Here is a 23,007-nt window from a genome sequence, read left to right on the forward strand (position 1 = left end):
ATGGTTAATTATTTATCGTTTTTTATCTTCTTTTGGACATAATGGAAATTTACTTGTGCAAACATCTACTGATGGTCCTCCAATACTGTCTAAACCTCCTTTGACTTCATTGAAGTTTGAAACGGTTCCTTTTCTAAGCTCTAAATTGTTTACTGATTTTCTTTTTTTCATGATTTCTATTTTTAAATGATTATGATTCTTGTGGTGATGTACAGTATGGTGGTCTGCTAACGCATAAAACAGTATCTCCTGTTCCTGATGGCTGTTGTTTTAAACCTCCATTAATTCTCTCTAGATTAGAAATGACACCTCTTTTCAAATCTAATTTTCTGGATCTTTTATTTTTCATGTTTTTTTGGTTGTTATTAATTATGTCTTGTCTGGGCATAAGCGAGTTAAATTAGGAGTACATATATCACTATGGCATATTGGATATGAATTATCAGCACGTCCGCCATTGAAATTATCTAACTGAGAAATTTTTTCTTTGTTAAATTGAATTGTTCTTAATGATTTTCTTTTTTTCATAATTTTCGTTTTGATTGTTATGTTTATAGTTGATTTTTAAGTGACGTAAAGCATGAGTGTCCCCAACTTTTTGCTGCTTCTACACTTGCAACTTGCAAGTTTGAGATTGTGCTTCTTCTAATTTTTAATGGTTTAAATGGTGTGGTTTTCATAGATAGTTGTGTGTTTTTATGGGTTTATAATTATTGTTTTTGCGACATTGAACAATCATAAGCAGTACAGTTGGTTTGACATCCCGTATGCGCTTGATCGCTTTGTGTTGCTCTTTTTAATCCTCCTCGTATGCTTGCAGCATTTAAGGTTGAAATAACTTGTCTTTTAAAAGACAATCTGTTTGTTTGTTTCTTCATAAATAGTTGTGTTTGTTAGTTAAAATTAGACATAGGAATCCCAGCTATCTGTAATAAAAAATATTTAAAATACTTAATTACAGATAGTTACGATTAACCTCCTAAATTGTCTGTGTGAATTATTGTAGCAGAATTTGCTACTGTGATTTTATAGCTTTTCTACTTTTGAATTCCCTAACATGATCCCTTTGGAAACCTTTGCATCACCTTTGTACATAATGTGTGCATTTCCTAAACTAGTTACTTTCAATTTTTTGGATACATTAAGTTTCAATTTTCCATTACCTAACGATTTTATCTGAGTAACTTCGTTTTCAACATTGATAAGATTTAGTTCGTCTTCACCAAAAACCGTTATGTTTTGATGTTGAGTTTTTCCTGAACTGACATCTACATAGTTTTTCCCAAAGGAAGTAATATCCAGATTTTCAATTTCAGCATCTTTGATGTAAATCTTCGTTTTTCCTATCAGTTTTAGTTTGATGTCTTTTTGTTGAATTTTATCTACGAAAGTGAATTTTTCTTCACCTACTAATGCTAGTTTCCCAAGATCTTTATAGGTAATAACAATTTTTGCAATGGTACCACTGTATATTGAATTATCTTCCCAATTTACAGACTGATCATCGTCCATGCTTACTTCAGCTTCAGCTTTATGTAAGAATACTTTTAATACATTGTCACTTACTTCAACATTCATTTTTTCAGATGAAATAGTAAGTTCTTCGATGGTAATCGATTCTTGATCGCCTTGTTTAAATACAGCTTGAATGTGTGGACTTACCACTACTTTATCAAAATGATTTACAGCAATTGTTTTAGATTGTTCTAATGTATCATTTTTGAAACTAAAAAAAAGAATAGATGGTAATTCTGTACCTGTATTCATCTTTTTTTGAAGTTTTCTTTTTTTACTTTTTTTCATGATCTCGTATGTGTTTTAAGTTATATCCAAAGTGTTTCTGTTAATTCTTTTTTGCTCATCACTTTTACATCTTTTACTATTTTTCCATAGTCAAATTTGATAATACGATCTGCACTGTGGAAATATGCATCATCATGCGTTACTGCAACAACTGTTTTTCCTGCTTCTCTAAATTTTGGAATGAGTTCTTCATAGAAGAATTTTCTAAAGTGTGGATCTTGATCGGCTGCCCATTCGTCTAAAATTAATAAAGGCTTGTCTTCCAACATAGCAAAGATGAGCGATATACGTTTACTTTGTCCTTTAGAGAAATTACGTCTTACCGATTGTTCACTATCATCTGCCACAACCTTATCCATTTCCATAATTTTTAACCATTCATTATAAATTGCATTTTCTTCCAGTTTATAATTGTCATAGTTATGTGTAAAGATGTGATTGTCTGTAAATACCGCAGAAATCATGTTTTGTAATTTCCCTTTTATATTTCCAGATACACCATTTAAAACTACTTCTCCTTTTGATGGTGTATAAATTCCTGTTAGCGTGTTGATAAAGGTACTTTTCCCAGAACCATTTCCACCTACAACAAATACAACTTCTCCTTTGTTTATCTCAAGATTAATTGGTCCTAAGGCAAACGAGTCAGATTCAGGATCTTCATCATAGTTAAAATGTACATCTTTAAAACTTAAAGATTCAAACGTATTTACTTCATTTGGTTCCATGTTGTCATAGTTATCTAATAATTTAAAATCTCGTAAGAAATTTTTAATTCGCATATTAGCCACCATGAATCGTGTATACATTTGCTGTAAGTTAATCAGGTTGTTTATAGGTCCAGAAATAAACATGATGATTACTACATACGAAATTACGTCTGCTCTAGGCAATAAGTTTAATGCTGGTAATAAAAACAAGACTACAGCAATTACAAAGTACAAACCGTATTGACTTATTAAATTGATTGACAAGAATATATAATTGATTTTAAAGTCTAAATCTTTTGCTTTGTCACGGTTGGGCGCTAAGAATTTGTTCATTAAGTTTTCTCTTCTGAAAAAGTTAATTTTCAACTCTTTAAATCCGTCCATAACATCACCAACATATTGGTAATAATGTTCGTTGTATTCTCGTAAGGTTGCTACTTGTTTTGACATAGAGTTTACAACCAAGAAGTAACAAGCTGCTACGCATAAAATTAATCCTATGACGATAAGTGCAGATGCTGCCGATAAGGTAAACATGTATACCAAACATAGTATTAACATTAATACTGAGTTTACTGTATGTGTTACCGTATATGGTAAGGTTGAAAATGTTCTTAAATCTTCTACTGCTGTAAGAAAGCGTTTAGGACCAAACTTTTCCAAACTTAGCATTGGCGCTTTTAAAATTTGATTGAATATTTTTTTCTCATTGCTGTAAAGAATGTCGAATGAAAATTTATTGAGCCATTTTTGGAATACGATATTTAATAAATATGTATATACAACCAAGGCTACAAAGACAATTCCCATGTGTGCTTTGAGAAACGATGGTTTTCCTGAAAGTACATTATTTATGATATATACAATACTAAAACTCAATACAGTATTTGGTAGCGCATATAAAACTATGTAAATAATGTTTTTTGGTTTAATGTTAAACATGTTTTCTAATTTTTAAATTGTTTTCGTTTATTTTTTATAGGTAATTTGGAATTCTTGTTTTGATTTTTAATTTCTCTTTGTTGAGAAAATCAATGAGTCGTTCTACATGGTTTTCTGACTGAATGACTCCTAATTCTCGTTGCAGACTTTCAAATAGATTGACGATTTGATCTTGTAGTTTATTTTTTTCATTAATGTCTTGTATTTTTTGTGATACTTCTTCAAATAAGAAGTTTAAACTCCCCAGAGTATATTTGAATCGTATAGACAATGATTCGGAAAGTTTTGTTTTATTGATCGTTACAAAGTCTAGTTCATCATCATAACGCACAGCAGTTTTTGATTCTAGTAAATACACATGCGTATTTTTGATGTCGTAAATTACTTCTGGAATGGCTTGAGTATTGATACTTGTATAATTCATCTTGGTTTGTTTTAAATGTGTTCGTTAATAAAAAAGCGCAACATGCTATATGCTATTTCATAAGTAATAGGTATAAAGCAGGTATGTTCACATCTTCAGAAAAGATGCAAACTAGTTTCGGTTGTAAATGATGTTTGTGTTTGTGTGTGTATTAAAGCTGTAGCGCTTTAACTCTTGTGTAATCTGTAATCACTTCGGAAAGTTTTTCCACATGATTGTGAATAAAAAAGTGATTCCCTTCTAATATTGAATACTGAATTTTTTCAGTGGTAAATCGTTGCCAATTTGTAATTTGATTCGATGTTTTTTCTTCCGTGCCCATTAAGGCATGAATAGGTACATTAATCCTAATATCTTCTTCGGTATAGGTTGTTTCTTTTTCCAAGACTTCAAAGTCTGCTCTTAATATTGGATCAAAAAACTCGTAAATTTCTTTGTTGTTGAGTACTTCTTCCGGTGCGCCGCCCAATTCAATCAATTCGTTTTTAAAATCGATTGCATTCATTAGGTATCGCATTTTCTTAGGAATGTTGTTCCCATCATTATCTATAGGAAGTGTACCTGGACCAGAATTTCCTGATAAAATTAAAGCTTCGGGTTCATCTCCTATTTTTTGCATAAAGCTTGCAACAGAAATTCCCAATGTTGCGCCCATACTATGCCCATAAATAATATATGGTTTGCTACTATTTCTTAATGATTTTATTTGTTTACAATAATCGCGTATTGCGATTTCTTTATCTCTTATAAGTGTTTCTCCAAATCTTTTCCCTCTGCCAGGGAGTTCAAGCGGAATAAATTCCACTTCATAAAGCAGATACTCTTTTAAAAAATCAAAAGAGTATCTGCTTCCTCCGGCAAAGTGTAGTAAAAACAACTGTACTTTGCTCTTCTGCATCTTACTTATATATTAATTATGAAAATTGTTTATTGTTTACTTCTGTTTTGTTCTTCGTTATTACCAAAGCTTGGTTTTCTTACATTGATATCGTCGTTTCCGAAGTTATACGTTAGTGAGAAACGTACAAATCGACTACTACTATTTTCGTTGTATACTTGTCTAATATTGTTTACTACAGATGTATAATCTCTTAAGAAATTAGTATTGAATACATCATTTATAAGAACAGATGCATTTAATTTTTTGTTTAAGAAACTTTGTCTGAATGAAATATTTAATCCTGATGTTTGTCCAAATTCGTATAAGCCTCTTTTATGAGATGAGCTATATACATAGTCAAGCTGCATTTTTGTACGTTCTCCTAAAGAGAAACTATTGTTTGATGTTGCATAAAATTGCAATCCGTTTTGAGGACTTGCTGAGATTGTATTATCAAAATCACTGTCAGATCCTAAAAGATATATTGCATTTTGACTTTGCCACCACGATGTTATACTTGTTGAATAGCTTTCTCCAATTCCGTAGAAATATTCGTCATAATAGTTTTGACGCGTTATTACTTGATTGTTAGCCGCTTCGTCTGCGTTGAAAACAACACCGTATCCATCAGATAAAATGTTTAAGAATGCATACGTACGCCATTTTCTTTTGTATGTATAACTAAATTCAAAGTTATCTGTAAATGATGGTTGTAAGAACGGATTTCCTTCAGAATAACTTGTACTGTTTATATATGTTCTAAAAGGATTTAAGTTTGAGAAACTTGGACGATTGATTCGTTTTCCATAGTTAAAGTAAAATGTGTTTTTGTCATCTTTTACATAACTTAAGTAAAACGTTGGAAAGAACTTCGAATAATCGTTATCGTTTGTCTGATTTAATGTTTGTGAAAACCCTGTTGTTTGCGTTGCTTCAAATCGTAAACCAAGTTGCATGCTCCATTTGTCACTTAAATTTTTAGCGGCACTAATGTATACTGCTTGGTTATTTTCTTCGTATTCAAATACGTTTGATTGATTGGTATCAAATACTGGAGTTCCAGAAGTTTCATCAAAGAACTCAATCCCACTGTCTGTATTAATTGTACTGTATTTTGCACCGTATGAAAAGTTTGCAAATTTAGTAGGATGCTCCATATCTGCACGTACACTTACGTTGTTAATTTCTTGATTAGAAATGTTTCGTGCTGCCTGATCAATTCCTAAGAATGTTCCTGTACCCGAAAAGTTATTTGCAACAAATCTGTTGTCTGTATCAGCATCGTAATTAAAGTAATCTATATCGAAGAATAAACGTCTTCCTAAAGTATCTAAGGTAGATTCTAAATGTGCATTTAAAGAGTGACTTGCTCGTTTTAAATCTGCATCACCATCATTAACAATAAGTGATTCTACAGTATTACTATTATCAAATTTTGTGGTAATGTTTTGATAATGTCTGTCTGGATCACTTGAATTTCCTTGGTATTGAATACCTACGGTAACATTATCACTAATGTCATAATCCATTGTAATTCGACCACTAAGATCATCTCTTTGTTGCTTCTCATCTCCTTTCAGTATCAAAGGTCCATCCGTAAAGGAAATATCTAAATCTGCTTTATTACGCATGTCTCCTGTAACTGCATTAGCACTTAAGGTGAATCTGAATTTATTTTTGTTATAGAAGAAGTTGTTTCGTAAAGTAAAAAAGCTGAATGTGTTTTGATCATAACTTAATGTTGAAGAGTTTCTCCATGAATCTCTTTTTCCTTTTTTCATGATAATATTGATCAATCCACCTTCACCAGCTGCATCATATTTTGCTGGAGGATTTGTAATTACTTCAATACTTTTAATGTCATCAGCAGCAATTGAATTTAGATAATTAACCAATTCGGCTCCCGATAACTCTATCAGACGATCATCTACCATTACACGTGAAGCTCCTTTCCCCAACATACTAATGTCGTTGTTTTGAATAATAACTCCTGGCGCAACACTTAAAGCGTTGATGGCGTTTCCTCCTGCTGCAGAAATATTATTTTCTACATTTAACACAAGTCTATCTGGTTTATATTCAATGAGTTTTTTTCTGGCTACAACAACTACTGTTGCCAATTTATCTGCTCCTAGTGTAACTTCTCCTAAAGAAGTATCTTCATTTAATGTGACTTGTTTTGTCCAATCTTTGCTTCCAATAAAACTAACCACTACGGTATAAGTTCCTTTGTCTACTTTTATTTTGAAAGCTCCGTTTTCGTCAGATATTGCACCTGTAACTATTGTTCCAGAAGCGTCCTTAATTACAACATTTGCAAAAGGTAACGGACCTGTTTCATCTTTAACATTACCGCTTAACTCTACTTGGGCAAGTAAGGCAAATGGCAGCATGATAAAGAACCATATCAAGTTTGCTTGTGTGTTAAAAACTGTTTTTTTCATGATTGTTTTTTTTGTGTATTGTGTTGAAATTTATTTCCGAAAATCATACCTATTCTCATACTTAATTCCTGTTTGATTTTTATTTTATATTGAGAATTTAAGTATGTCTTTTGGCGTCAGCGCTGCATTTTTCAGCTTTTCTAGCTTGCTCAATGTGCTCAAGAGTTCTATTTGTACTCCATTTTGTTTGGTTCTGCATGTAATGTCAAAATTTAGGTTTCTGTTCATTCTTATTATTTTCCTTTGTACTAATTGATTATTTAACTCTGTAAAAGTACCAGGTAATTGCTGAAAGTTGACTACACTTTTGGGTAGTAGATCAATATCGACACTACTTTTTTCTATAAAGTCTGTACGAATAGTCTCATACGGAATTCCTTGATGTTGTCGTGCTTTGATGTATTTTAATTGCATATCAAGACAACGTTCTGAAAATGAACTGTTTTTATTTTTTCGTAGCGGCATTGGCAATACATTATTGATAACTCCTAAAACTTTAGAACTATCGAAGCCGTTTGTTTCGCGCTCACGACCATTTACAAGCATTAACTGCATCGGAATGTTTTCCTCATAAAGTTGCTCCATTACGTATTCATGGTAAGCCATAAAGACAACAGATATTGGTACTTTTATACGATTTGCATACGCTTTAATTTCGTTGAAATCGGCATCCAATATGGTATATGTTTCAGAAGCATACGCAGCTTCATTTTCCGTTTCTTTGTTTGTGATTTTTGTTGTGTTTCCTGTTAGGAATGTTGTCCAAAAATCTCTAGAAACTTTTGCTGTATCTGTTTCCAAAAATTGTTGTTGCCATTTTGCATAGTGCAAACTTGAATATGCTTCTTCTTTTTTGCCTATTGTACGTTTAAATATGTAGGTATTTAGTACTTCGTGCATTACCAATGCTGTATGTAAATCTGCAAGTACATGACTGATAGCTAAACAAAACCACGTTCGTCCGCTTGTGCTATCTTTTAAAATATGCAAGCGTATGGGAGCTTCGTTTATAATATCAAATTCTTGTAATGATATTTCTTCTTGCCATGTTTCTAATACGTCATTGGTGATATTAGCTTGTTTAAAAACTGTGTCAATTTTTACAGTTTTATCTGTGCTTTTTCGCTGATATATTTTTCCGTCTTTTTCTATGAATTCAATATGCAATTCAGGAAAATAATTTAAAAAGTATTCTACTTCTTGTACTAAAATTTCATCGACATCTTGTGGCAATACAAAAGGACCAACAATTGCTTGTGAGTCTTTATAGTGCATCATGTGTTTTTGATTTTCTGAAATCTCAATCAGCGTATCAGCAGTAATATCAATACAGAAATTAGCTGTATCGTTTGTTATATTTGTAATGCCTACTTTTTCTAATTCCGTTGCAATTTCCTCAATGTCGGTTGCTTGTAATACAAGTTCTGGACGTATGTTATATCCTCGTTTTTTAAGTTCGTGTAATAATTGAATAAGCTTTATGGAATCGCCTCCCAAATCGTAAAATCCATCTTTGACACTTACTTTGTCTACTTCCAAGATTTCTTTGACAATTGCTACTACTTGTTTTTCTACAGCCGTTTTAGGTGCTATAAATGTATTTCCTGTTTGTAAGGTTACCGTACTTGGATGTGGTAATGATTTTTTATCAATTTTACCATTTGGTGTCAACGGTAATTCATCCAATACAATGAAATACGATGGCAACATGTATTCTTGCAAGCGTGCTTTAAGATAGGAACGCAATTCTGGCAAACTAAATGTTTCATTGGTTTCTAAATAGGCAATTAATGATGTTTCTCCTTCTTTTAATTCTTTTGCTTGAACTACGGCTCTACGTACATTTTCATATTTTTGAAGTGTACTTTCAATCTCTCCCATTTCAATTCGGTATCCTCTGATACTGATTTGATGATCTTTTCGTCCAAGTATTTCAAGATTTCCGTCAGGAAGCCACCTTCCTAAATCGCCTGTTTTGTATAAGCGTTCTTCTGTATGAATCGGATTTGCAACAAAGCTTTTTGCTGTTAATTCTGGTTGGTTTAAATAACCAGGACTCACACCAACACCAGAAGTGCACAACTCTCCTACTACACCAATTGGACATAGTTCTTTGTTGTCGTCTAACACATACATTTTTGTGTTTCTGATAGGCTTTCCTATTTGAATTTTTCCTTGTTCTATTTTAGAATTCATCTGAAAATACGTGGTAACATCAGAACATTCTGATTGTCCGTACGTATTTATAAGTTCGATTGTTGGATGAATGTCAAAAAATTTGTTCACATAACTTACGGTGAGTTTTTCTCCCGTTAGAATGATTTTTCTAAATGCTTTTAATTTTGTTTCTTCTTTTATGGCGAATAATGCATTAAGTTGTGACGGAATTACTTCTAACACGTCAACCTTATTTGCTACAGCTTTGTCAATTAATGATGGAATGTTTTGCAATTCCGACATGGTTGTTAAGAGTACTTTCCCGCCAAGGAATAAAGGTGTCCACAGTTGCCAAATTCCACCAACAAAATACATTTTTGAGGTATGACATATTGTAGTGTTTTTATCTAGCTCAAGTAATTCAATTTTACTGTGAATATGATTTACAATTCCTTTGTGTTGTAACATACATCCTTTTGGAACTCCTGTTGATCCGGAAGTGTATACAATGTATGCTAAGTCATCTAAACTGTAGGTTTCATTTAGGTTTGCTGTGTCAAATTTTGATTGTTCCGAATAAAATTTTTCAAGTTCAGTTTCTGTTAGTACACAACTGGTGTTTTTAGTAATGTGTGCTAATTTTTCTAAAGGAATCTTGCTATTAATTGGAGCACAACAAGCTCTTGTTTTTAAGATTCCTAATAGATATACTAAATAAGCTCCTGAACGTTCCAAACGAATACCAACAATGTCTCCCGTTTTAATGTCATACGTTTCTTGAATGAATCTTGCAAATTGATTGCTAAGTTGATTTAGTTGTTGGTAGGTATATGTTTTGTTTTCATATTCAATAGCAATGTTGTTCGGTGTTTTTTTCGCTTGTGCTTCAAAGGATTCTACGAGTGTTTTCATAGAAGCAACATCTGAAGTGTTGGTTGCATTGAATGTATTTAGTAATGTTGATTTTTCTTCTTTAGAGATAAATGCTAGTTTCCCAATTGCCGTTTCTGGTGCTTTTAATGCTTCAGAAAGTACGTTTTTGAAGTGTTTTATAAAATCATGAATCAATTCATCTTCATAAACATCTGTATTAAAGTTTACTTCCATTGATAAGTACTCACCTATTTCTTGAAATGTAAATAGGAAGTCATATTTGCAAAATCCAGTTCCTTGTATTTTTATTTCTTCTGGATTTTCAATGGTAACCTCTGTTGTGTTTTCGTTGAAATTTTGCAATAACAACATGACATCAAATATTGGGTTGCGACTGTTGTCTCTTTTTAACTTTAATTCTTCCACCAATTGATCAAAAGGATATTGTTGGTGTTTGTACGCATTAAAAGTGGTGTTTCGTACTTTCGAGAATAGTGAGCTAAAAGAATCTGTAGCAGCTACTTTATTTCGTAACGCAATGGTATTTAAGTAAAATCCTATTTGATTTTCTAATTGTACATGTTCTCTTCCTGCGGATGGACTACCAATGATAAAATCGTCTTGCGATGTGTATCTATAAAAGAGTGTGTTCATCGCAGTTAGCAATCCCATAAAAAGGCTTCCTTCATGCTTTGTACTAAAACTTTTTAAAGCTTTTGTTGTAGCTGCATCAATGTACGTTATAAATGTTTTTCCACTACTAGTTTTTAATAAAGGACGCTTTTTTTGTGTTGGCAATTCTAATACAGGTAATTCACCCAAAAATTGTTGTTTCCAATAGTTTGCAGCAGCTTTTTGTTGGTTACTTTCCAAGCCTTCTTGTTGCCAATTTGCAAAGTCTTTGTATTGAATTTCCAGCGGATCTAACATTGGCGTTATTTCCGTTTGTAATGCTTGATAAAAGTGCGTTACATCATTTGTTAGGACATTCATTGACCAACCATCACATATAATGTGGTGCATATTGAAATAAAAGATGCTTTTGTTTTTAGCCATTTTTAAAATAGCTATTCTGAGCAACGGTCCATTTTTGAGATCAAAAGGTTTGGCAGCGTCCGTATTTATATAATACGCAGCTACTTCTTTTTTATTTGATAGCGTTGAATAATCTTGATGATCTATTGTAAAGTTAAGTTCGTCAATAGTACGTATAAATTGTCGTACTTCACCTGTTTCACTCTCACCAAAAACCGTTCGTAAAATTTCATGTCTTTCAATAGTTTGAAAAATTGCTTTTTCAAAGTTTTCAATATTTATATCTTCTGAAAACTCACGATACTGCGGCATGTTGTACGCAATAGATTCTTTTTCAAATTGACTAAGAATCCATAAACGTCTTTGTGCAGAAGATAAAGGATAATGTACTTGTTTTTCAACAGGTTGTATCATTTCGTATGTATCTGCACTTACTGCTTTGTGTTCTTTAATGAAGTCGATTAACGCTTGTTTATGAGATTTTATATCTTCAATTAACGTAGGCGTAAGAGCTCCTTTCGGAGCTTTTACGTCTAAACGTTCATCAACTACATCAATTTTAACATTGAGTGTTTTGAGTGTATGTAATATTGTTTGAACCATGATTAGTGTGTTGTTAATTTAGAATGAAAAGCTTTCAATATTTTCTTCGCTTTCCACAAATTGATTCGTAACCCAAAGAACATTTTCTAGTTTTTCTTTGAGTGCTTCTATGGTTGGTGTATCATAGAGTCCCGCAATTTCAAAGTTGACATTGTATTCTTTTTGAATACGTGCTATTAATTGAATTGCTTTTAAGCTGTTTCCTCCTATTTCAAAGAAGGAATCTTTGACTCCTATACGTTCCTTTTTCAGAATTTCTTGCCATAAGGCTGCAAGTTTCAATTCCATTTCGTCTCTAGGAGCTACATATTCAACTGCTAGTAAACTTTTCCCTTTGATTTCAGCTAGTTTCTTTTTGTCAATTTTACCATTTATTGTTAGTGGCATGGTTTCTAATTGTACAAAACCATCTGGAATCATGTAGGATGGTAATTTTTCTTGTAATTCTGTTCTTAGTTCAGATAATACCTCTTCTTCGCAAGAAGTGAAATACATAACCAATTGTTTGCTACCTGCATCGTCTGTTATGACTAAGGCCGCAACCTCATTGATGGTATCTCTTTCTAGTAATCGGTATTCTACTTCTCCAAGCTCAATTCTATGACCTCGTATTTTGACTTGATTGTCTTTTCTTCCGTGGAATTCAAGCAATCCGTTTGACAGCCATTTTCCTAGATCGCCCGTTTTGTAAAGTAGTTCTCCTTCTTTGAAAGGATTTTGAATGAACTTTTCTTTGGTTAATTCAGGTCGATTTAAGTATCCTTGTGCCAATCCTGCGCCTCCAATACATATTTCTCCAATACTTCCTAAAGGTTGTAAGCGATTCAGGTCATTCAGTAAATAGATAGAAGCATTTGCAATTGGCTTTCCTATTGAAATGTTTCCGCTTTCTAATTCTTGTACACTTGAAATGTGATGTGTAGAACCACAAATACTTACTTCTGTTGGTCCGTAAGCATTGATGTATGTTCCTTTTTCGAGTGCTAAGAATTCTTTTACGTCTTCATAAATTGGTGCTTCACCAGCTGTGATTAAGGTTTTGATGCCACTCAAATTCTGAATGTTCATCAATGTTAAGTATGCTGGCGGAAGTGTTGCTATGTCAATGTTGTTTTCACCGATATACGCTTCTAATGCCGTTGGATCTTTTCGTAGTTTTTCATCTATAATAAATAGTGTTGAACCAGATAGTAACGACATGAAACTTTCCCAGATAGAAGCATCAAACGAGAACGATGCAAATTGTAATACATTTCGTTGTTGTTTTAAATTGAAAGCTTCAACTTGCGATAATATGGTGTTTAAAATGGTATTGTCTTCAATGATAACTCCTTTTGGTTTTCCTGTTGATCCTGAAGTGTAAATGATATACGCTGTATCGTTGGTGTTACGAACATGTGCTCCTTTTTCAGTTGCGTAACGTGATTGATTTTCTAAGAATTTTGTAATTAATTCGTTTGTAATTGTCAATCTACTTTCACTGTCTTCCTGCATGTATGCAACTCTTTCAGTTGGGTATGCAATGTCTATTGGAAGATACGCGGCACCTGTTTTTAATATTCCAAAGATGGCAACTGTCATCCATTCACTTCGATCTAATTGAATTCCAATGATATCATTTTTAGCAACTTTGTATTCTTGTGCTAAGAACTGTGCAAATGCATTTGAAACCTCATCTAGTTGTTTGTACGTTAACGACTTGTCTCTGTACACAACTGCAACATTGTTTGGTGTTTCTTGTACTTGCGTTTCAAAAACACCTGTAATGGTTGCTTTACTAGGTAATTCCAATTCTTTTCCTTTGGCATTGTTCATTAATTCGCTACGCTCCTCAGTTGAGAAGATGGTATAGGCATTAATTTTTTCTTGATCTCTTTCCAAGTAATTGTCAAGGAAATTTTCATAGTAAGAAACAATGTCTGCTAGACTATGATTCGATTTGAATGCACGACTTTGCGTTAACGTTATGGAAACGTTTTTGGCAGATCGCTCAGCGGTAAAGTCTAAGTGTGTATTGGTTCTTTCATAATCGCCAAATTCAAAATCAGTTACTTCACGTTGTGCTTGCTGCGTTTTAAACTCTTCATTATCATGTAATTCTTCTAGTACATGGAAATTGATATAGTTGAATAAGATATCAAAGAATGGATTTCCTTGAGAACTTTCGCCCACTAAGTCTGCAATTTCATTTAGAGAGAATCTATCTTTTCCTTTTAATTCGTTTAAACCGTTTTCAATAGTCTTTACATAGCTTAACCAAGTTTTATCTGTTGTATTTGCTACATCAAATCGGAATGGTACTGAATTTAAGAAACATCCTAATAGTTTGTCTCCGTCTTCAACAATTGGACGCCTGTGCGCTACCAATCCTATGGTTGTATCAGATTCGTTAGAGAGTAACGATAACACATATAAATACGCACTAAAGAATAATGCTTTTGGCGTAATTTGATCTTGCTTACATTTTTCAATAATCTTAGAAGTAAATTCTTCAGGATATATTTTTATGAATTGATCGTCTAAGTGCTCATCTGTTAAGATTTCTAATCGTTTGTAACCGCTCATTTTGTCTTTCCAAAATGCGCTATTGTCTTCTTTACGTAATTCTAATAAGTCAGACACAATACTGTCACGCATGCTACATTGTAATGGCGCTGGTGTGTATGTACTATCTTTTCTTAATTGTTCGTACGTTTCAAAGAGTTCAACTTTAAAGTTACTTTGTCCCCAACCATCAATCATTGCATGATGAAATTGGAATACAAAGATGATATCTGAAGCTGCGATTTGAAATACATTAATTCTCCATGTTGGCGCATTTGTGGTATCGAAAGGACGTTCTGTACGTTCTTTTAGTAAGAAGTTTTGAATGTGTTCTTCTTTTTCTTCTTTGTTCAGCGCTTTGATATCTTCATAACCAATTGATACAGGTACTTTTTTATGAATAATTTGTACTTGATTCTCATATTCGTATAAGTGATATGAAGTACGTAATGTTTCATGCTTTTGTACCATTAACTCCATTGCACGCATCAATGTAGGAATGTCTACGGTTCCTAATTGGAATAAGAATTGATCGTGATATACACCATGTTCATCAGTTTCTTTGGTTAGCTGACTTGTTAATACCATTCCCAATTGTACATCACTAATTGGATATACATTTTCTACATTTTCAGGTGTTGGATGCACCGCCAATACAGCTGCAGCAATTGCTTCAATTTCTGCTTCAATTTCTGCTTTTATCGTATTTGCGCCTCGTCCCGTTTTTTCAATTTCTGAAATATATGCTGCAACTCCTTCTATGGTTGGATTTTCATAGAACGTTGCTACTGGCATTTCAACATCAAACTCTTTGTTTATGAAACTGATACAACGAATCATTTTGATAGAGTCGCCTCCTAAGTGGAAATAATCATCGCGAATACTGATCGTATCAATGTCTAAGTCTTTTTCCCAAATTTTTGCAACTTGTTCTTCTGTTTCATTTCTTGGAGCTACATATTCTGAACCTCCATCTAGTTTTACGTCTTTTAAGTTTGCTAATTCTTCTTTGTTTATTTTACCATTTACTGTAAGTGGCATACGCTCTACAGGAACAAAGTGTGCAGGAATCATGTATGCTGGTAAGCTTTCCGCAAGGAATTTGCGAATGTTCATTGCTGTATCTTCTTTTTCTTCAAAAGCTAGATACGCAACTAATTGTTTTTCGCCGTTTTCCATGGTGTGTGTTAACACAACCGCTTCCTGAATACTTTGTTTGTTGAGTAATTGTTGTTCTATTTCTCCTAACTCAATTCTGTATCCTCGTATTTTTACTTGATCGTCTTGTCTTCCTAAATACGCTAAGTTTCCATCGGCTAACCAAGTTCCAACATCACCAGTACGGTACAATCTTTTTCCTTGTACATAGGGATGTGGAATGAATTTTTCTGCCGTTAAATCTTCACGATTTAAGTATCCTTTTGCCAATCCGGCGCCACCGACACAAATTTCTCCTGAAACTCCGTTTGGTACTAATTGATTGTTTCTGTTTAATACAAAGATTTCAGTATTCTGAATTGCCTTTCCAATCGTAATTTCATCTTTCGATGTTACTTCAAACACCATACAACCAACAGTCGCTTCTGTAGGACCGTATTCATTGTATATTTTCATGTTTGGATTGATGCTTCTTAATGTTTCCACGTGATGTGGTAATAAAGCATCTCCTCCAACAATAGCAACCGCAACCGCACTTTGTTCAATGTCAAGTTCTTTTAACAATGTAATGTGTGCTGGCGTTAGTTTGATACATGAAACTCCACTGTTTAAGTACGATGTTAAGGTTTGTGAAATATCTCCTTGATCGTATATGTGAAGCGTTCCTCCATTTACTATTGGTAAGAATAAGCTTGTTACCGTTAAGTCGAAAGATAACGATGTATACAATCCGAAGTCATAGTTTTCAAGTGTGTTTTCAGTTAAATACTGCTTCGTTCCCCAATCTAAATAGTTTGCTAAAGCTCCATGCTGAATTAGTACTCCTTTTGGTTTTCCAGTAGATCCAGACGTATAAATCATATACGCTACTGTTTCTTCCGTAATTCCTATTGCTTCAAATGCTATTGAAAATTCGTCTGCTTCAAAGTCAATATCAACCGTGAGCATGTTTCCATCAAAATCAAACATGTCAAACATATAGCTTGACTCTGTTATTAACAAGCTTAGGTTTGCATCGCTCAAAATGTGTTCTTCTCTTGATGAACCGTACGCAGGATCAATTGGCACATACGCCGCTCCTGTTTTTAAGATTCCTAAAATAGAGATTAAAACCCAATTGCTTCTGTCTAATTTGATTCCGACTACATCACCATTTTTGATGCTGTGATCGTTTACCAAACAGTTTGCTAATTGATTCGATTTTTCATCTAGTTCTTTGTATGTATATGTTTCATCCTTAAAAGAAATCGCAACTTGATTTGGTGTTTTTGCTACTTGCGCATTGAATCTATCTAATACCAATGTTGAATTGCTTGGTGATTCTACATTGTTTACCGTGTCTAATAATAATGCTATTTCTTCACTACTTAAATATTCTAAGTCGCCAATAGTTTCACTTTTTACAATTGCTTCTAAAAGTGTATCAAAATGTCCTTTCATCATGGTGATGATTTCGTTTGATAGTATTTCAGAATTGTATTCGTATTCTACGTTCATTCCTGTTTCAGAAACATGTCCGATAGAAATTGTTAATACATAATTGTTTTGCTGCTTTGTTTCTAAGTTATTGATTACCACATCTGATTCTGCTTCTTCAATAGCATCTAACGGATAGTTTTCAAAGACTAATAAGCTATCAAATAATTCTCTAGCTACATTATTTTGTTTTTGAATGTCTACTAATGACGAATGTCCGTATTCTTCTCTTGAAACTGCATAGTTACTTTGAATGTCTGTTAACCATGAAACGATGTTTGTTTCTTGTGTTATAGAAGTACATAATGGAATGGTATTGATGTATAATCCCAATCTTTTTTCTATGTCTTTTATTTCAGTTGGTCTTCCAGAGATTACTGTACCAAACACAACCGTTTCATTGTTTGTGTATTGCGATAGTAAGTATGCCCAAACTCCTTGAATTACTGTGTTTACCGTTAAACGATTTTTCTTAGCAAATGCTTCCAATTCCATCACATATTCTTTTCCTTTTGATAATACCATACTTGTATTTCCGAACGTTTTGTTCAGATTTTTTGTGGTATCTGTAAAAGGCAATAAGCTTGGTGATGTAAGCGTGCTTAGTTGGTTTTTCCAATAGTTAACTACTTCTGCATTGTTTTTAGCTGTAATGTGTGTGATATATTCTTTGTAATTATCTACTTCATCCGTTGCAATTGTTTTTCCTGCTGCTAATGCTTGATAGTTTTCTAAGTATTCTCCAAAAATTACTGGAGTTGACCAACCATCTGAGATAATGTGATGCGTTGAATAGATTAGTTTGATACTATCTTCCGCTTGTTTTATAAGTGTTATTCTGAATAATGGCGCTTTGTCCATTTCAAAAGCTGTACTTGCATCTTCATTAGCGAAAGCAGTTACTGCAGCTTCAACATTATCTTTTGTCGTGTAATCGAGAACAGTTATTGGCAGCTCCGCATTTTTGTGTACACATTGTACAGGAATGTTGAGTCCTTCTAAGTGGAATGATGTTCTGAGTATACTGTGTTTTTGTATGATTTGCTTCCATGCGTTTTTAAAGTTTTCTAGGTTGAATTCGCCTGTTAAATCAAGACTTATTTGATTAATGTAGGCATTTGAGTCTTTGTTAAGCAAGCTGTAAAATAACATGCCTTCTTGCATTGGACTTAATTGATAGATATCTTCAATTTCTTCTGCATTCATTGTTGCTTTGAATGCTCTTAAATCTTGATATGGTAATAATCCATTGAGTCCATAATCTGCTGGAGTTGCTACTGTTTCCGTTTGTGATTTACAGAAGTTTACAACTATTTCTAACGCTTTTATGTAATTTTCTGCAAGCGTTTCAATGCTTTCTTTTGCAAAACGATTGGTATCATAATCCCAACGTAAGCTTAATGTTCCATTGGTAACAACACTGTTGATTGTGATTTTTCCTCCGTATTCGTTTTCTGGGTGAATGTCTTCTCCTTTTCCTTCATTTGTAAAGTTGAATAGAGAAGCTGTTTCAGAACTTCCTTGATCCGCCTGACCTAAGTAGTTAAAGATTACTTGCTCTATGTCTTTGTGCAAGCTTTCTCTTTTACTTTCGTCCGCAGCTAAATAGCGTAATGCTCCATATCCAATTCCTTTGTTTGGAATGGCTTTTAGGTTTTCTTTTGCTTGAACAATCGTTGCTTCTACATCATCTTGAAAGTTTTCGAGCAATACAGGATATAAAGATGTAAACCATCCTACTGTTTCTGTAATGTCTACATCATCAAATAATTCTTCTCTACCGTGACCTTCCAATCCAATTACAAGATTGTCGTTGTTTGTCCATGTTGAGAACGACATTGCTAAGGCTGCTAATAATAAGTCATTGATTTCTGTTGAGAATGCTTGATTGCTTTCTTTTAGTAAGCTCGTTGTTAATTCTTGAGAGAAACTTACATTATAAGAATCTACACCTTGATAGGTTGTTTTTCCATCAAAATCTGTGTCTTGTGGTAAGGTTTCTATCTTTTCTGTGATCGATTTCCAATACGCAAATTCTTCGTTTAATGTTTCACTGTTTGCATACGTAGCCAAACGTTCTTGCCATTGTCTGAATGATGTTGTTTTTTCTCCAATAGTTACAGTTTCTCCTTTAGATACTTTTTGCAAGTTTGCCGTTAAATCATCTGCTATAATTCTCCATGAAACACCATCAATTACTAAGTGATGCGCTACGATGAATACACGATTTGCAGCTTCACTTTCTGGAGTGTTTATTAGCACAAATCTTGCAACAGTTCCCTCTGTTGTGTTTAGTGTTTCTTGGTAGGAAGCACATACTTTTGTTACCGCTTCTCCAATAGCTTCTGTTGCTGTAATTGTTTCCTCTGAAATTTCAGGGATTGTAGTTTCATACTCACCAACAAATTCATCGTTTACAAGTTCAAAACGTGCACGTAAGATATCGTGTTTTTGATATACACCTGCAACCGCTTCATTTAATTGATTTCGCGTGATGTTTTTTGGTAGGGTTAATAATAACGATTGGTTGTATTGATCGTCTTTTGTATATCCTTTTTCAAAGAAGTATGATTGTATTGGTAACAATCCGAAGTTTCCTTCTAAAACTCCTTGTTCACTGATGATTTGTATTTCGTGATTTACTTTCGTTGCTAATTCATCAATAGTTTGGAATTCAAATACATCTTTTACCTTTAGTGTAATTCCTTGTTTTTTCGCTTTGCTGATAAATTGAATTGCAATGATTGAATCTCCTCCTAAAGAGAAAAAGTTATCATTGACACCAACAGTTTCTATACCTAGAACATCTTGCCAAATTGCAGCAATGATTTCTTCTTTTTCGTTTCGTGGTGCTACATAGTTCGTAGTTTCCGTTTCAGAAATTAAGAAAGCAGGCAATGCTTTTCGGTTTACTTTTCCGTTGATTGTTAATGGAATTGTATCTAATTGCATGAAATCGACAGGAATCATATATTCTGGCAATTTGCCTTTTAATTCCTTTTGAATTCCTTCTCTAGTCAATTCATTTTCAGCAACAAAATACGCTAAAAGACGTTTGCTTCCACATGCTTCATCGACAACTACAACTGCTTGTTTTACAGTTTCTAAGTTTTCTATAGCATTTGTAACTTCGCCTAATTCAACACGGTATCCATTAATTTTTACCTGATCGTCTTTTCTTCCTAAGAAGTCTAACGTTCCATTTGGTAACCAACGAACTAAATCGCCCGTTCTATAAACATTTCCTTCTGCCTGGAAAGGATTTTTGATGAATTTTTGCGCTGTTAATTCAGGTTTGTTTACATATCCATTTGCTACTTGAATTCCTCCAATTAGCAATTCTCCAACAACACCAACAGGTTGTAATTGCAAGTCTGTATTGACTACATATATTTTTGTGTTTGCTGCTGGTCTTCCAATACTTACACCTTCTTTTTCGGTATCAATTGCTCTTAAGTTCATTGACGTTACATCAATAGCAGCTTCTGTTGGTCCGTAAAGGTTAACAATTTCTGGAGTTGTTAATAGTTGCTTCGTTTTTTCTGTAACCGCAGCAGATAATGCTTCTCCACTACATACAATGTGTGTTAAGCTTTGTAATTTTTCTGCCGATGCAACATCAATAAATACATTTAACATTGATGGTACAAAGTGAATGAATGTTACACCTTCACGCTCAATAGTATCTTGTAAGTATTCTGGATCTAAATGTCCTTCTGGACGTGCAATTACTAATGGACATCCAACAATGAAAGGCATTGTTAATTCCCAAACAGATACATCAAATACGTACGGTGTTTTGTGGAATAATACAGAATCTGCTGTGATATTTAAGTCGTCACGCATCCAGAATAAACGATTTGCTAATCCTGCATGTGCGTTTAATACTCCTTTTGGCTTTCCTGTTGTTCCTGACGTGTAAATACAATACGCTAACTGATCTTCAGAAATACTCACATTTGGCGACGTTGTTGCGAACGAATTATAGTCAAATGTATCTAAGTCAACCACCGTTACATTTTCAAAGAATGCTGTATACGCAGTGTTGCAGAATACTAACGAAACTTGTGTATCGTCTAAAATATAGTCTATTCTGTCTTGTGGATATGTTGGATCTACTGGTACATACGCGTTTCCAGATTTTAAGATTCCCCAAATTCCAATGATCATTTCAAAAGAACGATCAACACAGATAGGAATTAATGTATTTGTTAAGTTTAGTGTTTCAATATAGTTAGCAACTTGATTTGATTTTTCGTCAAGTTCTCTGAACGTTAATTTTTTACCTTCGTATACTAAAGCCGTTTTGTTAGGATTTTTTGCTACTTGCGCTGCAAATAAATCTACTACATTTTTAGCTTCGTTATAGATTACATCTGTTGCATTGAACGCTTCTAACGTAGCTAATTCTGTTTGCTGTAAAATGTCTAATTGTCCAATTTTTTCTGTTGGTACTTTAGTCGCTGCTTCCAATACACTTTGGAAGTGCGTCATAAAGTTAGAAATCATTTCTCCTTCATATACATCTTCATTATAGATTACTGCTACGTATATGTATCCATCAACTTCTTTAAAGTTTAATTCAAGATCAAATTTACTTTGTGCCGTTCCATAATCCATAATAGTACCAATCTCATTTTCATTCACTTGAAGGTTTACAGTACTATTATCGAAATTGTGCATTGTAACCATTACATCAAAAATGGCGCTTCTGCTCACGTCTCTTTTTAAACCTAAGTCTTGAATTAGCTGATTTAACGGATATGCTTGATGTGCATAGGCTTCTAAGGTATTCTTTTTAACATTGGTAAATACATCTTTGAAAGATTGCTCTGATTCAAGTGTATTTCGTAAGGCCAATGTGTTTACGTAGAAACCAATTTGGTTTTCTAAATCTACATTGTCTCTACCTGCAATTGGTGTTCCAACGATAAAGTCTTTCTGATTGGTATATCTGTAAAAAAGAACATTTAACACAGCTATTAATCCCATAAATAAACTTCCATTTTCTTGCTGACATAAGGCTTTGAATTGCTGTGCCGTGTCTTTGTTGATGTACGTTGCAAGATTTTTTCCGTTTGTTGTTTGAACCGTAGGACGCTTTTTTGTAGCTGGAAGATTTAAGGTTGGTAATTCTCCTGCTAATTGATTTAACCAAAAGTTTTTATCTGCTTTTGATGCTTCACTTTCCAATTGCGCTAATTGCCATACAGCATAGTCTTTGTACTGAATGCGTAATGCTGGTAATGTTACTTCTTCTCCTGCTTCAATGGCATTGTACGCCATGATGATGCTTTTGGCTAAATTATCCATAGATACACCATCACTAATTATGTGGTGCATGTTGTAATGGAATACAAACTGATCGTCTGCAACTTGAAGCATTGTAGCACGTAATAAAGGTCCATTTTCAAAGTCGAATGGTTTTACAGTATCTTCTTGAATGTATGCTGTTACTTTTTCTTGTTGCTCTGCTACCTCTAAACCTCTAAAATCTCGGTGTGAAATTTTGAAATTTATAGCTTCTGGAGTTAAAATCCATTGTCTTGCTTCATCATTTTCATTTACTCTAAAAACAGTTCTTAAAATCTCGTGATGTGCAATTGTAGCATTGATAGCACGTTCAAAGTTTTCAAGGTTATAGGTTCCGTCGAGTGTTGTTTGTCCTGCCATGTTGTAAGCTACCGCACCTGGATCTACTTGATGTAAAATCCACAATCTATTTTGTGCAGAAGACAAAGGATACGAAACATTTTCTGTTGCTTTTTCGATGTGTAAGTTTGCTACAGCGTCTTCTTGTGAAAGATACGCTATCAATGCTTCCTTATTCTCTTTGATTTGAGAAAGTAAGTCTTGTGGTAATTTTTTACCATCAAACTTTACTTTCAAATTTCCATTTTCAACAGAAAGATGAATATTATTTGCTACTAATGTTTTTAATAATGTATACATGGTGGT

General features: G+C 33.6%; 12 protein-coding genes. All 12 read right to left on the reverse strand.

Features of this window, described 5'->3' with window-relative positions:
* Nucleotides 1–12: 12 nt before the first annotated feature.
* The 12 genes from ACRBBL_RS18705 to ACRBBL_RS18760 all read right to left on the reverse strand — a co-directional run bounded on the left by ACRBBL_RS18705 (nt 13) and on the right by ACRBBL_RS18760 (nt 23,001).
* Complete coding sequence (locus ACRBBL_RS18705; RefSeq protein ID WP_431370607.1) at nt 13–171, reverse strand: hypothetical protein; 159 nt, start codon at nt 169–171, stop codon at nt 13–15.
* Between the two features lie 19 nt (nt 172–190).
* Nucleotides 191–349 (reverse strand): hypothetical protein, encoded by a 159-nt coding sequence (locus ACRBBL_RS18710; RefSeq protein ID WP_431370608.1) that lies wholly within the window; start codon nt 347–349, stop codon nt 191–193.
* Between the two features lie 20 nt (nt 350–369).
* Nucleotides 370–528 carry a hypothetical protein gene (locus ACRBBL_RS18715; protein ID WP_431370609.1) on the reverse strand — a complete coding sequence of 53 codons (159 nt, stop codon included), beginning with the start codon at nt 526–528 and terminating at the stop codon, nt 370–372.
* Between the two features lie 23 nt (nt 529–551).
* Nucleotides 552–680: a hypothetical protein gene (locus ACRBBL_RS18720; RefSeq protein WP_431370610.1), complete on the reverse strand. Its 129-nt coding sequence runs from the start codon at nt 678–680 to the stop codon at nt 552–554.
* A 30-nt stretch (nt 681–710) separates the two neighbouring features.
* A complete protein-coding gene (locus ACRBBL_RS18725) occupies nt 711–878 on the reverse strand; it encodes a hypothetical protein (protein ID WP_431370611.1) in 168 nt (55 codons plus the stop codon).
* A gap of 148 nt (nt 879–1,026) precedes the next feature.
* The gene (locus ACRBBL_RS18730) at nt 1,027–1,803 is read right to left on the reverse strand and encodes a GIN domain-containing protein (protein WP_431370612.1); all 777 of its coding nucleotides are present in this window, start codon (nt 1,801–1,803) and stop codon (nt 1,027–1,029) included.
* Nucleotides 1,804–1,823: 20 nt separating this feature from the next.
* Nucleotides 1,824–3,455, reverse strand: a complete 1,632-nt coding sequence (locus ACRBBL_RS18735) for a cyclic peptide export ABC transporter (protein WP_431370613.1) — start codon at nt 3,453–3,455, stop codon at nt 1,824–1,826.
* Nucleotides 3,456–3,489: 34 nt separating this feature from the next.
* Complete coding sequence (locus ACRBBL_RS18740; RefSeq protein ID WP_431370614.1) at nt 3,490–3,879, reverse strand: hypothetical protein; 390 nt, start codon at nt 3,877–3,879, stop codon at nt 3,490–3,492.
* 151 nt (nt 3,880–4,030) lie between these two features.
* Entirely contained in the window at nt 4,031–4,777 is a 747-nt protein-coding gene (locus ACRBBL_RS18745; RefSeq protein ID WP_431370615.1) for a thioesterase II family protein, read from the reverse strand.
* A gap of 29 nt (nt 4,778–4,806) precedes the next feature.
* On the reverse strand, nt 4,807–7,203 hold the full coding sequence (locus tag ACRBBL_RS18750) for a TonB-dependent receptor domain-containing protein (protein ID WP_431370616.1): 2,397 nt from the start codon (nt 7,201–7,203) through the stop codon (nt 4,807–4,809).
* An 84-nt stretch (nt 7,204–7,287) separates the two neighbouring features.
* Complete coding sequence (locus tag ACRBBL_RS18755; RefSeq protein WP_431370617.1) at nt 7,288–11,871, reverse strand: amino acid adenylation domain-containing protein; 4,584 nt, start codon at nt 11,869–11,871, stop codon at nt 7,288–7,290.
* Between the two features lie 18 nt (nt 11,872–11,889).
* A complete protein-coding gene (locus ACRBBL_RS18760; protein WP_431370618.1) occupies nt 11,890–23,001 on the reverse strand; it encodes an amino acid adenylation domain-containing protein in 11,112 nt (3,703 codons plus the stop codon).
* Nucleotides 23,002–23,007 lie beyond the last annotated feature (6 nt).

Origin of the sequence: Kordia sp., from assembly GCF_050633145.1 — a bacterium.
Taxonomy (GTDB): Bacteria; Bacteroidota; Bacteroidia; order Flavobacteriales; family Flavobacteriaceae; genus Kordia.